Raw genomic sequence first — 11,704 nt, 5'->3', positions numbered from 1 at the left:
TGGGCCGGGGCGTCGCTGATTGCCTGGCCGGCGTCTCCGAGGGTGGAGCCGACGGTGTCGCCGGCGTGGCCCAGGGCGTTGCCGGTGTGCCCGGCGCGGGTGTGGAGGGTGGTGGTGGCGTCGTCCGCGGCTCCCATGATTTTCTCCTTCACTCCGAACACGGCATCTTTTACCTTGTCGGTTTGGCGGTGGACGATGTTGGACGGGGTGACTTTGTCGGCCACGGCGTCCACGTTGGTGCCGAGCCGGGCTCGGGTTGCTTCTATGTCTGAACGGATTGCGTCCGGGTTATCGCTCATCGTTGTACCTCACCGGGTTTCAGGGTTGGGGGGATTTCTGAGAGTGTTTCGCCGGTCTGGGGCAGGCCCTTGACGGCTTTGAGGTTCTTGCGGCCGATGGAGGCCAGGACCGCGGCGATGATGGCCCAGATCACGGCGATGACGACGGCGGACCAGCCCAGTCCCATCAGCTCGCCCAGGGCGTACCAGAGGGCGATGGAGAGGAAGAGCAGGACGAAGTGCCCGGCAACGCCGGCGCCGGCGAGCATGCCGCCGCCCTTGCCGGCCTTGGACGCGGACTCCTTCAGTTCGGCCTTGGCCAGCTCCACTTCCTGGCGCATCAGCGTGGACAAATCCCGGGTCACCTCACCAAGCAGGTCACCCAGGGACGTGTTATCCGCCTTCGCATGCGCCGCTGACGCAGGAGTCTCCGGCATCTGGCTGCTCATCACGGCCTGCCAGTCTGGCCGTCCGTGGAACGGTCCTTGGTGCGGGGGTCGTTGCCCATGGGGTCATCGGCAAGGTCCCGATCCCGGAGAGGATCGTCGGCGAGCTGGTTGCCTGACCACGGCTCTTCCACGAGTTGCGGGCTGTCCAGCGGGCTGGCCGTTGTGGAGGCACCGGGATAGCTGTGGCCGGCCGGGCTGTATTGTCCGGCTGTACCGGGAGCCCCGCCGTCGAGCCCTGCCGTTGTGGTGGCCGGTCCGGGAACCTGGACCGGTGGCGGCGGAACTGCACTGCCGGACGGGGTGTAGCCACCCGGGCCGCCGCTGTAGCTGTCGGCGCCGTACTGGCTGCCGTAGGGGCTGGGTGAGCCGTTTGCCCCCGAGCTGTATTCACCGGTGCCGTAGCCGCCGGTGCTGCGTGCCGGCGTCGTGCCTGACTCCGGTGCGCCAGCACTCAGGCTGCGCGTGAGCCTGCCTGCGAGGACTCCGGCGCCTGCTGCAAGAAGCAGGAAAGTGCCGGGACGCTGCCGGGCGAAGGATTTGACTTCGTTCAGGAGTGATCCCGGATCCCTGCCGTCCAGCCATGACGCAACGGACGTGGAGCGTTCAGCAACCTGGCGGACCAGATCGCTGGCTACTCCCGGCTGGTCTGAGGCCCGCGCCATGGCATGCAGTTCATCCGAGATGGAACGGAGTCCATCGGCGACTTTCTGCTGCTGGGTCCCGGCCTGCTGGGTGAGGTCGGAGCGGGCCTGGTAGAGGAGGTCCTTGGCGTTGGATTTGACCTCGGAGGCCACGTTGGCGGCCTCAGCCTTTGCCGTCTCAGCCACGTTCTGCGCAGAGTCTTTCGCGGTGCGGGCGACGTCACTCGCCTCGTCCTTCACAGCATCCTTGCGGGACGTTCCGGCGGCATCGCCAGAGGCGGGATAGGCGTTGCCCGTTGGGGGAGTGGGCTGCGCAGCGGATGGGAAGGTGGTGGCGCTCCGCTCTCCAGTGCTCATTGGATTGGCCGGGGGGACGGTGTTGGTTGTGTCCTCGGGCCATTGGTTCTCTGTCATCTTTGCTCTCTCTTTCCAAGAAGGCCGGTTGTTGATCAAGAACCAGCGATACTGGCCGTAAAATAGTAAGCATGATTACTAACATAAGGTAAGTACCCTTGGTAATTAAGTTTTATGCATGTTCCGGCAACCCTGTCTGACGAGGTATCCGCCGGGGCTGAGGTAACTACGTAGGAAGAGGTGGGTGGCGGTGGAACCATGGGTTTGGGTGGTCATTGCAATCGTTGTGGTGGTGCTTGTTGTGCTAGTTCTGGTCACGGGGCAGCGCCGTAAGGCAATCCAGCAAAAACGGGACGAATCGCACCGTGAAAAGGCGGCAGAGATCCGTCGCAAGGCCGAGGACATTGAACTGGACGCCCGCGAAAACGAGGCCCGGGCTACGCGTGCCAGGGCCGACGCCGAGCAGGCCCAGGTGGAAGCGGCAAGGCTGCGCCAGGAAGCGGAGAAGCGGGCCGCTGACGCACAATCCCTCCGGAATGACGTGGCAGATCACACGCGCAAGGCCGACGCCGTCGACCCTGACGTTGATACGCGCATGGCCGGTGAGGCACCAAGGAATGACGCCCGCGCTGCCGATTCTCGCCCCGCCGACGCGCGCGCTGATGATGCGCGCATGGCGGCTCCCCGCACCGGCGACGCCCGGACCGACGTGGCTGGCGCCGACGCGGCCCGTAGGGAGGAAATCCGCAGGGACGAGGCGAACGCAGACCGCGAAAATCCGCGTTCGGGGATCTAGCTCCGGGTAGCTAGTCCCGTGGCTTCAGTGCGGGGGAGGGAGCAACTCCCTCCCCCGTTGCCATGCCGTCCAGCACTTGCGCGATCGCGTCGACGGAAGAGGTCTTGGGCTCCCAATCGAGCAGCCGGCGCGCCCGTCCGGTGTCCATGACCGGGGCGCCGGAGGCCATATCAATCCATCCTGCGTCCGTGGGCTGGATTCGAAGCTTCCAGGTCAGCGCGGCCACGCCATGGAGCAGGGACATGGGGATGGGCAGGATCCTGCGCGCGTGCACCAGCCTGGCCAATTCCTGCGGCGTGACGACGGGTTCGGCGGCGATGTTGAAGGCCCCGGACTCGCGTCGGTCCAGCACGCGCCAATACGCCTCAGCGACGTCGTCTGCATGGACGGCCTGGAAGATCAGGTCGTCCGGGGCCGGCAGGATGGGGACCTTCAACCGCCGCGGGAGCAGCCGCGGAATCAGCGGACCCAGGAAATAGCCACCGATCTGGCTGCCGGCGTTCCGCTGGAAAGTGAGGCCGGGCCGAAGCCGGGCCACCTTGATCCCGGGATGTACGGCCTCAAACTGATCAAGCAGGCGCTCCTGTTCGGCCTTATGCCTGCTGTAGTGCGAACCTGGTATCCCGGTGGCAGGCCACGACTCGTCCGTCCTGCGGTCTTTGGGGGCCTTGCTGTACGCGCCCACCGATGAGGCACATACGATCTGCCCCACACCTGCCTGTCCGGCGGCCTCCAGGACATGGGCCGTCCCGGTGACGTTTGTCCGGTGCAACTGCTCCAAGTCCCGGTTTGGCTGGATTTGCCAGGCCAGGTGAACCACCGCATCCACACCTGCCAATGCTGTGCGAAGCAGCGGAAGGTCGGCATCCACGCCGATGTCGAGAGTGTGCCACTCCACGCCCCTGTAGGGTGCCCGGGCGGTGTTGGGAAGCCTGCGGCTGATGCCGACGAGTTCCAGTGTTCCGGGCTTTGTTTCCAGTTGGCCTTGGAGATTCCGCAGGAGCGCGGTCCCCACATTGCCGCTGGCTCCGGTGACGGCAATTCGCATCGAGAGTTCTCCCTTCGTGTGGATGGCTGGCTCGGCCTGCACATCGAGCCTATATCCGGAAGCATTGTTTAATAAGCAGCCTTATGATTTCCTACTTCTAAGTCTTGCCGCAGGCTTTCGGACCCAGACCGAGGGAACCCACGACAATGCCCGATTTTCTCAACGCAGTTGCCTTGGAACAACCCGTTTCTCCGCCGCCACCAGTGCAGCGAAGCCCGCAAGGGGCAACATCGAAGGGCGGACAACTCCGTGAGACCTTCGAAAACGACCTCGTCGTGAAGTACCTGGACCTCGCGGAGGCGCTGGCCGCCCGCTTCGATGCCAGGGGCCGGGAGCGTGCCGACCTGAACCAGGTGGCGTACCTAGGCCTGGTCAAAGCAGCGAGGGGTTTCGACCAGGCCAAGGGCGACAGCTTCCCGGCGTACGCTGCCCCCACCATCAGCGGCGAGCTGAAACGGTACCTCCGCGACCGCAGCTGGGTGGTTCGGCCGCCACGCCACATCCAGGACCTCCGGACGCGCCTATACCGCGTGGAGCCCGACCTCGCCCAGTCGCTCGGCCGGACACCCAGCATCCCCGAACTCGCGGAGGAGCTCGGGGCGGAACCCAGCGACGTACTGGAAGCGATCTGTGCCTCGTCCAGCATGCACCCGGACTCGCTCGACGCCGTCAACCCGCACAACGATTCACAGCCGATCGCTGAAATCCTGGCTACTTCGGACGCGCCGCTTGAGCGTCTCGAGGAGCTGGCCTGCCTGCGGGAGGCCATGGCCGATCTTGATGCTGCGGACCGCGAATTGCTGTACCGGCGGTACTTCTGCGAAGAGACCCAGGTGCAACTGGGGGAGCGGCTTGGGATGTCCCAGATGCAGGTGTCCCGTCGGCTTGCCCGTGTCCTGGTGGCGCTGCAGAGAAGGTTGCAGGAGAGCAGCTATGTGGATTCGAGCCTTTCCGCCGCTGCCAGCACGTCACCGGCGGAGACAGCGAGGAGGGCGGGATCCGGACGGTCAGCGAAAGGGTCTCCACGCCGCAGTTCCGCGCGTGTCAAAACCACGTGAGGCCCCGAAGGCGGCCCCCACCGTTCTGGTCCTACCGGCCCGAAAAGCACAATCGAGGGCCGTGCGTAGGCGGATGCCAGGTGGGCAGCGCCGGTGTCGGCCGAAATCACCAGCCGCGCGCCGGCCACGCAGGCGGCAAAAGCCGGCAGGTCAAGGCCGCCTGCCACAACAGCTGTTTCGGGAAGCCCCGCCAGCCGGCAGACCTCAAGTGCCCGGTCCCGCTCTGGCGCACTGCCGGTTAGCACCACCTGATGGCCGCCTGCTGATAAATGCCTGGCCACCTGGGCGAACCGGTCCGCCGGCCAAAGCCTGCTTGCGAAGGCGGCTCCCACGTGGATCACCGTGGCACCTGGAAAGCTGGTCGGCACAGGCGGCGGAAGCAGTCCGCATTCCAGGGGGTTGGCGGCGATTCCATGCCATTGCAGCAGGCGCGTCCAGCGCTCCCGCTCATGCATGTCCTCGATCCATTCGGGTCCGTCGTCGTAGCGTCCCCTGTGCTGCAGGACCGTCCGGGCGCCGAGGGCGTGCACCACTTCGCTGCTCTGCGGACCGTTGCCATGAAGGTTCACGGCGACGTCCACATCGCCGGCTTTGAAGGGAAGGGGGGCCTCCAAGCTAGCCATCGGGAGAAGCTCGAATCCGCCCACCAGCCCGACGGCGCCGGCGAGCCACTCCGGGGCCGCGTACAGCAGGCGATGCTCCGGGAAAGCCTTACGCAAGGCATGCAGGGCGGGCACGGCCACGAGGAGATCACCCAGGGCGAGTGCGCGCAGCACCAGCAGCTGCGGCCGGCCGCCAGGTGCCGCCGTCGGAATGGCCATTGCTCCACCTCCCCTGCAGCACCCGCGGCGCTGCCGTGTCACAGGAGTCTAGCCCCGCGGAAAGGACGTTGGCCCTTGAGATTGGTTTTGGCTGTTTAGGAGCTTGGGCCGGGGGGAACTAGGTGGGTATGGGAAGCTCCAAAACTCCGCAGATCCGGGCTGTCCTCTTCGACAGGGACGGCACGCTGGTGGTCGATGTGCCCTACAACGGCGAGCCGGCCCTGGTCCGGCCGATGCCGGATGCCAAGGCCGTCCTCGATTCCGTCCGCCGGAAGGGCTTGTCCACGGGGGTGGTCAGCAACCAGTCCGGCCTGGGCCGGGGGCTGCTGGTACAGGCGCAGGTGGATCAGGTCAACGCCAGGGTGGAGCAGCTCCTGGGGCCTTTCGACGTCTGGGAGATCTGCCCACATATGGACGGTGACGGTTGCGGCTGCCGCAAGCCAGCTCCCGGAATGGTGTACAGCGCTTGCCGGAAACTGGGCCTGGAAACGTCCGAGGTAGCGCTGATCGGGGACATCGGCGCAGACGTCGAGGCTGCCGAAGCCGCCGGTGCCGTGGGTGTGCTGGTTCCCACTCCGCTGACCCGCCCGGAAGAAGTATCCCGCGCACGGCTGGTGGCGCCGGACTTGGCCGGAGCAGTCCGCCTGCTGCTGGAGCTGGCCTGATGGCACGGGTCCTGGTGGCACGCCTGGACAGTGCCGGTGACGTCCTGCTCGCGGGGCCGGCTGTGCGCGCCGTGGCCCACGGCCCGCAGCGAGGGAGCTGGCAGCCTGGCGGGGGACAGCCCAATGACGTGGTGATGCTGTGCGGACGCCAGGGTGAAGCGGCAGCGTCCCTGTTGCCCGGGGTCACTGAGATCTACACGTGGGACAGCCCCTGGATCATGAATCCGGCTCCCGCCATGACGGGGCCGCATGCTGAACGCCTGATCAACTACGTCAAGGATTCCAGGATCAGCCACGCCGTGATCCTGACGTCTTTCCACCAGTCTCCGCTGCCGCTGGCCCTGTTGCTGCGGCTGGGCGGCGTGAAGCACATCACCGGTGCATCAACCGACTATGCGGGCTCGCTCCTGGATGTCAGGCTCCGGCCCGGCGAGGATTTCCCGGAGGAACAACCGGAGGCGGAACGGGCCCTGGGCATCGCCCGCGCCGCCGGCCATCGGCTCCCGGCCGGGGACGATGGGAAGCTGCGGGTGAAAGCACCGCCGGACGTCTCGGACCTGGTGGGGGAGGGCCGCTACGTGGTGGTGCACCCCGGCGCCGCCGTCCCCGCCAGGGCCTGGCCTCCCCTCCACCACGCCGCCGCCGTAGAACTTTTGGAAGGCGCAGGACACCGTGTGGTGGTGACCGGCGGCCCCTCCGAAACGTCACTGACCGCTACTGTCGCCGGCCCTTCTGCCCTTGACCTGGGTGGCCGCACGGACCTGCCAACGCTCGCCGGCGTCCTGGCCGGGGCGGACGCCGTGGTCACGGGCAACACCGGGCCGGCGCACCTCGCGGCAGCCGTGGGTACGCCCGTGGCATGCCTCTTCGCCCCCGTAGTTCCGGCCGTGCAATGGGCCCCGTATGGCGTTCCGCTGGAGCTTTTGGGCGATCAGGACGCGCCCTGCCGGCTCACGCGGGCGCGGGTCTGCCCCGTGCCTGGCCACCCGTGCTTGAGTTCGGTCTCACCCGAGGACGTTGTCCAGGCAGTGGAGCGGCTGATCGGCGGAGTTTCGTCCTTCAGCACGCACCTCAGTACCCGCAGAAAGGCGCGAAGCTGATGAGGATCCTTCTGTGGCATGTGCACGGGTCCTGGACCGACGCTTTTGTCCGCGGCCGCCATGAGTACCTGTTGCCGGTCCTCCCGGAGGGCGGGCCGTGGGGGCTGGGACGCGCGGGCAGGGATTGGCCCGATTCCGTGCGGGAGGTAGCGTTGGCGGATCTTGACGCCGATAGTGTGGACGCCGTCGTGCTTCAAAGGCCCGGGGAAGTCGCCGAGGTTGCCAGGGCCCTGGGACGGCGTCCGGGGGTTGGGCTGCCGGCCGTCTACGTGGAGCACAACACCCCTAAGGGCGATTTCCCGTTCACCCGGCATCCGCTCGCCGATCAGGGTGATATTGCCGTGGTTCACGTCACTCATTTCAACAGGCTGGCGTGGGACAGCGGCCGCGCTCCCACAGTGGTCATCGAACATGGCATCCCGGATCCCGGGCTCCTCTACACCGGCGAGCTTCCGGAGCTCGGAGTGGTGGTCAACGAACCGGTCCGGCGGGGCCGGGTGACAGGGACGGACCTGCTTCCGGCTTTCGCGGCGGTGGCTCCGCTGCAGGTGTTCGGCATGGAAACGGAAGGCCTGGGCGGCGCCATCGGCGTTGAGGACTCCCGGCTGACTGCCCGCGGGGACCTCCGGACCCGTGACCTGCACCGCGAACTGGCCCGCTGCCGGGTCTACCTGCACCCCATGCGGTGGACGTCCCTGGGCCTGTCACTTTTGGAGGCCATGCACCTGGGCATGCCAGTCCTGGCCCTGGCGGCCACCGAGGCGCCGCGCGCGGTGCCGCCGGAAGCCGGTGCGGTGTCCGCCGACGTCGGCGAACTGCTCTGCTGCGCCCGCCGCCTGATCGCCAACCCGGAAGAAGCGCGACGGCGGGGCCTCGCCGCCCGGGAGGCGGCGCTGGAACGCTATGGCCTCACCAAGTTTCTGAACCGCTGGGATGAGGTCCTCGCGGACCTGCGCACCCCGGCCGCCGCGAACGGAAAGCGGCACCCCCACACCACACGTCTGGACGAGCAGATCCTTATTCCGGCGCGAGAGAGGAACACCCCATGAAGATCTCGATGGTTTCCGAGCACGCCAGCCCGCTGGCCGCACTGGGCGGGGTGGACGCCGGCGGGCAGAACGTCCACGTCGCCGCGCTGTCAGAGGCCCTTGCCCGGCGCGGCCACAGCGTGACCGTGTACACGCGGCGGGACGCGGAAGACCTGCCGGCGAGGGTGCAGGCAGGGCCCCGGCTGGAAGTGGTGCATGTGGACGCCGGGCCGCCCTGCCATGTGCCCAAAGATGAGCTGCTTCCGTTCATGGACGACCTCGCGGCGGGCATGGCCAAGGACTGGGGCCGGCTGCCGCCGGACGTGGTGCATGGGCACTTCTGGATGTCAGGGCTCGCGGCCCTCGAAGCGGTCGGGCGGATCGGCGGACAGGACTCGGCAGAACGGGATACTTCTCCACGGGATACTTCCGGTCGGGCTGCCAGAAGGGATGATGCCGAGTACCGGATTCCGGTCGTCCAGACCTTCCACGCGCTCGGAACCGTCAAACGCAGGCATCAAGGCAGCGAGGACACCAGCCCGCCGCAGCGTCGCTGGCTGGAACCCTCAGTGGGCCGGTCCGCGGACAGGATCATTGCCACCTGCTCCGACGAAGTGTTCGAACTCAAAGCAATGGGAATCGACACCGGAAAAGTGTCCATCGCCCCGTGTGGGGTGGACCTGGGGCTCTTTTCCGCGGACGGTCCGCCCGCTCCGAGGCCCAGGACCCACCGGATCCTCTCGGTTGGCCGGCTGGTACCCCGCAAGGGCGTGGACCTGGTGATCCGTGCGCTCCCGCAGCTGGCCGAGGCGGGATTCGACGACGTCGAACTCCTCATCGTGGGCGGCGGCGCCGAGCCCGGGGTACTTCATGCCGATCCGGAAGTGCGGCGCCTCCTGGACCTCGCCGAAGGGCTGGGCGTTGCGCACCAAGTGACCTTGCGTGGTCAGGTGCCGCGCGGCGACATGCCCGGAATCTTCCGCAGCGCCGACGCCGTCGTGTGCACGCCCTGGTACGAACCGTTCGGCATCGTTCCACTGGAAGCCATGGCGTGCGGAGTGCCGGTGGTGGCGGCTGCAGTGGGCGGGCTGCAGGACACCGTCCTCGATCACGGCACCGGACTGCATGTACCGCCCCGGGATCCGGAGGCCATCGCCGCTGCGGTGGCCATCCTGTTGGCAAACCCCGGTCTCCGCGCAGAAATGGGGGCTGCCGGGCAGGTCCGTGCACGGACCCGGTATTCCTGGGACCGGGTTGCCGCGGAAACGGAGAAGGCCTACCAGCTGGCCATGGCGGAACTGCCTGCAACCCTGGGAATGGAAGGGGCAGCGCTGTGACCGCCGAATGGTCCATCCGCGAAGCCGACATTCAGGCCCTCGCGTTTCCAGCCGCTTTGCCGGGACTGGAAGTGCTGGAGGTGGAGGCAGCGGACACGGAGTCCGCGGACGCTGAATCGCTGCACACGGTGCAAGCGCACCTGGACAACGTGGTTCCGGCACTGGAATCGCTCCGGGCCCAATCCGGCCGTCTCGCGGCCTGGGGCGTGGAGCTGGCGCAGCGCCTCCTCTGCGGCCAGCGGCTCCTGGCGGCCGGAAACGGCGGTTCGGCCGCCGAGGCCCAGCATCTGACCGCTGAACTGGTGGGCAGGTTCGACGGCGAACGCGCCCCGTTCTCGGCCATCTCGCTGCACGCCGAAAGCTCGGCGCTGACTGCCCTCGCCAACGATTACGGCTACGAACACGTGTTCGCCAGGCAGGTCCGCGCCCACGGCCGTTCCGGGGACGTCCTGCTGCTGCTTTCCACCAGCGGCCAAAGCCCCAACCTGCTGCGCGCCGTGGAAGCGGCCGCCCGCCTCAATGTCACCACGTGGGCGCTGACCGGCCCGGGGCCAAATCCCCTGGCCGACGCCTGCGATGAGGCAGTGACGATCGATGCCCTCAACGCCAACGCGCAGGAGGGCCACCTGATTGCACTGCACGCCATCTGCCGGGCATTTGACCTGGAGGTGCGCCGGCGGAGTACGGGTCTCCAGGAGGGACGAACGGAAGCGGAGTGGGGTGTTGAACCATGAGAATCGTGGTGGTGGGGGACGTGCTCCTCGACGTTGACCTGTCCGGCGATGCCACCCGGCTGAGCCCGGACGCTCCCGTGCCGGTGGTTGATGTCACCGGCGTGAAGCGCCGGGCGGGAGGAGCCGGTCTGGTGGCCCGGATGCTGGCGGGCGACGGTTGGCCGGTCACCCTTGTCACGGTGCTGGCGGATGACGACGCCGGGCGCCAGTTGGAGGCGGCGCTCGCGGGCGTGCGCCTGGCGGCCGGTCCCAGCAGCTTCCCGACGCCGGTCAAGACGCGTGTCCGGGCAGGAACACATCCCGTGGTCCGGTTCGACCAGGGCTGTGGGAGGGTCCCGGTGCCGGACGTGACGCCCGCCATGCTGCGGGCCGTGGAAAAGGCCAGCGCCATCATTGTCGCTGACTACGGCCGTGGCTTGGCGGCCAACCCGCAGCTCCGGGAGCTGCTGGCGAGGCTGGCCGAGGATGTGCCCATAGTGTGGGATCCGCACCCCGCGGGCGCCGCTCCCGTGCCGGGGGTCGCCGTCGTCACTCCCAACCTTGCTGAAGCCCACAAAGCGGCTGGGAGCCCCGGCGACGGGTTCGTCGGAGCCGCCTCCGCCGATGGGGCGGCCAAGGTGGCGGGCATACTGCTGGACCAGTGGAGCAGCCGCGCTGTCCTGGTTACCACGGGCGAGCACGGGGCAACACTGCTGCGGCAGCGTGACCGCGTCCCGCGTCCCGTCCCGGCACCCCGGGTGGAGCCGGCCGATCCCTGCGGGGCAGGGGACCGGCTGGCCGCAAGCCTGGCAGTGCACCTGCTGGCTGGCCGGGACCTGGAGGACTCCGCCGTCCTCGCCGTCCATGAAGCCGCGGATTTCCTTGCTGCCGGGGGAGTGGCGTCCTTGCCGGAGCCGGCAGGACCGGCCAAACGCAGGCACCGCACCACCGAACCACTGCTCCTGGCCCGCAGCGTACGGGAGAACGGCGGCAAAGTGGTGGCCACTGGCGGCTGCTTCGACCTGTTGCACGCCGGGCACGTCAGATCGCTGACGGCCGCCCGTGAACTGGGCGATTGCCTTGTTGTCTGCCTGAATTCGGACGCGTCCGTCCACCGGCTCAAGGGTGAGCAACGGCCCATCATGAACCAACAGGACCGCGCCGAACTGCTGCTGGCCCTGGAATGCGTGGACGCTGTCATGATCTTCGACGAGGACACCCCGGAGGCCGCCCTGGAGCGGCTGCGGCCGGACATCTGGGTGAAGGGCGGCGATTACAAAAATGCCAGGCTGCCGGAGGCCGAACTCGTGGAAAGTTGGGGCGGCCGCTGCGTTACGGTCCCCTACCACCCGGCCCGTTCCACAACGGGCCTGGCCGAAGCCTTGGGCAAGGTCAGCTGAAACCCAACCGAAAGGA

General features: G+C 67.7%; 12 protein-coding genes and 1 pseudogene. 8 read left to right on the top strand and 5 right to left on the bottom strand.

The features are described 5' to 3' along the window. The 3 genes from ACFC25_RS08250 to ACFC25_RS08240 all read right to left on the bottom strand — a co-directional run. On the bottom strand, window positions 1–299 hold a 299-nt coding region (locus ACFC25_RS08250), incomplete at its 3' end, for a DUF3618 domain-containing protein (protein ID WP_376044728.1). Next, a complete protein-coding gene (locus ACFC25_RS08245; RefSeq protein ID WP_376044727.1) occupies window positions 296–727 on the bottom strand; it encodes a phage holin family protein in 432 nt (143 codons plus the stop codon). The genes ACFC25_RS08245 and ACFC25_RS08250, both read right to left, overlap by 4 nt. Continuing rightward, on the bottom strand, window positions 727–1,782 hold the full coding sequence (locus ACFC25_RS08240) for a hypothetical protein (protein WP_376044726.1): 1,056 nt from the start codon (window positions 1,780–1,782) through the stop codon (window positions 727–729). The genes ACFC25_RS08245 and ACFC25_RS08240 overlap by 1 nt, the downstream gene beginning before the upstream one ends. A 184-nt stretch (window positions 1,783–1,966) precedes the next feature. Between ACFC25_RS08240 and ACFC25_RS08235 the strand changes: the two genes are divergently transcribed. Continuing rightward, the gene (locus ACFC25_RS08235; RefSeq protein ID WP_376044725.1) at window positions 1,967–2,518 is read left to right on the top strand and encodes a hypothetical protein; all 552 of its coding nucleotides are present in this window, start codon (window positions 1,967–1,969) and stop codon (window positions 2,516–2,518) included. A gap of 10 nt (window positions 2,519–2,528) precedes the next feature. On the opposite strand, the gene ACFC25_RS08230 is transcribed toward ACFC25_RS08235, so the two are convergent. Then, complete coding sequence (locus ACFC25_RS08230; protein WP_337349098.1) at window positions 2,529–3,566, bottom strand: NAD-dependent epimerase/dehydratase family protein; 1,038 nt, start codon at window positions 3,564–3,566, stop codon at window positions 2,529–2,531. 146 nt (window positions 3,567–3,712) lie between these two features. Between ACFC25_RS08230 and ACFC25_RS08225 the strand changes: the two genes are divergently transcribed. After that, window positions 3,713–4,624 (top strand): sigma-70 family RNA polymerase sigma factor, encoded by a 912-nt coding sequence (locus tag ACFC25_RS08225; protein WP_376044724.1) that lies wholly within the window; start codon window positions 3,713–3,715, stop codon window positions 4,622–4,624. Here ACFC25_RS08225 and ACFC25_RS08220 read toward each other — a convergent pair. Beyond that, window positions 4,510–5,445 (bottom strand): annotated as a pseudogene (locus ACFC25_RS08220) (glycosyltransferase family 9 protein); the annotation flags it as partial. The gene ACFC25_RS08225 and the pseudogene ACFC25_RS08220 sit on opposite strands and share 115 nt — an antisense overlap. A 128-nt stretch (window positions 5,446–5,573) precedes the next feature. Here ACFC25_RS08220 and ACFC25_RS08215 point away from each other — a divergent pair. From ACFC25_RS08215 to rfaE2, 6 genes are read left to right on the top strand one after another with little or no spacing between them, the layout of a single operon-like run. Continuing rightward, entirely contained in the window at window positions 5,574–6,110 is a 537-nt protein-coding gene (locus tag ACFC25_RS08215; protein ID WP_376044723.1) for an HAD-IIIA family hydrolase, read from the top strand. After that, window positions 6,110–7,210: a glycosyltransferase family 9 protein gene (locus ACFC25_RS08210; protein ID WP_337349091.1), complete on the top strand. Its 1,101-nt coding sequence runs from the start codon at window positions 6,110–6,112 to the stop codon at window positions 7,208–7,210. The genes ACFC25_RS08215 and ACFC25_RS08210 overlap by 1 nt, the downstream gene beginning before the upstream one ends. Then, the gene (locus ACFC25_RS08205; RefSeq protein ID WP_376044722.1) at window positions 7,210–8,259 is read left to right on the top strand and encodes a glycosyltransferase; all 1,050 of its coding nucleotides are present in this window, start codon (window positions 7,210–7,212) and stop codon (window positions 8,257–8,259) included. Before ACFC25_RS08210 ends, ACFC25_RS08205 begins: the two co-directional genes overlap by 1 nt. Continuing rightward, a complete protein-coding gene (locus ACFC25_RS08200) occupies window positions 8,256–9,575 on the top strand; it encodes a glycosyltransferase (protein ID WP_376044721.1) in 1,320 nt (439 codons plus the stop codon). Before ACFC25_RS08205 ends, ACFC25_RS08200 begins: the two co-directional genes overlap by 4 nt. Next, window positions 9,572–10,309: an SIS domain-containing protein gene (locus ACFC25_RS08195; RefSeq protein WP_337349088.1), complete on the top strand. Its 738-nt coding sequence runs from the start codon at window positions 9,572–9,574 to the stop codon at window positions 10,307–10,309. Before ACFC25_RS08200 ends, ACFC25_RS08195 begins: the two co-directional genes overlap by 4 nt. Further along, complete coding sequence (rfaE2, locus tag ACFC25_RS08190; protein WP_376044720.1) at window positions 10,306–11,688, top strand: D-glycero-beta-D-manno-heptose 1-phosphate adenylyltransferase; 1,383 nt, start codon at window positions 10,306–10,308, stop codon at window positions 11,686–11,688. Before ACFC25_RS08195 ends, rfaE2 begins: the two co-directional genes overlap by 4 nt. Window positions 11,689–11,704: the final 16 nt, after the last annotated feature.

The organism is Pseudarthrobacter sp. NPDC055928, assembly GCF_042270935.1.
Classification (GTDB): Bacteria; Actinomycetota; Actinomycetes; order Actinomycetales; family Micrococcaceae; genus Arthrobacter.
Note: the sequence above shows the minus strand (reverse complement) of the source record. Positions and strands in the feature narration are given on the sequence as shown.

Bases quoted from the DNA above. Each gene is read 5' to 3' on its own strand.
- ACFC25_RS08215 (WP_376044723.1), top strand. From the start codon at position 5,574: ATGGGAAGCTCCAAAACTCCGCAGATCCGGGCTGTCCTCTTCGACAGG.
- ACFC25_RS08205 (WP_376044722.1), top strand. From the start codon at position 7,210: ATGAGGATCCTTCTGTGGCATGTGCACGGGTCCTGGACCGACGCTTTT.
- ACFC25_RS08245 (WP_376044727.1), bottom strand. From the start codon at position 727: ATGAGCAGCCAGATGCCGGAGACTCCTGCGTCAGCGGCGCATGCGAAG.
- rfaE2 (WP_376044720.1), top strand. From the start codon at position 10,306: ATGAGAATCGTGGTGGTGGGGGACGTGCTCCTCGACGTTGACCTGTCC.
- ACFC25_RS08230 (WP_337349098.1), bottom strand. From the start codon at position 3,566: ATGCGAATTGCCGTCACCGGAGCCAGCGGCAATGTGGGGACCGCGCTC.
- ACFC25_RS08200 (WP_376044721.1), top strand. From the start codon at position 8,256: ATGAAGATCTCGATGGTTTCCGAGCACGCCAGCCCGCTGGCCGCACTG.
- ACFC25_RS08225 (WP_376044724.1), top strand. From the start codon at position 3,713: ATGCCCGATTTTCTCAACGCAGTTGCCTTGGAACAACCCGTTTCTCCG.
- ACFC25_RS08210 (WP_337349091.1), top strand. From the start codon at position 6,110: ATGGCACGGGTCCTGGTGGCACGCCTGGACAGTGCCGGTGACGTCCTG.
- ACFC25_RS08240 (WP_376044726.1), bottom strand. From the start codon at position 1,782: ATGACAGAGAACCAATGGCCCGAGGACACAACCAACACCGTCCCCCCG.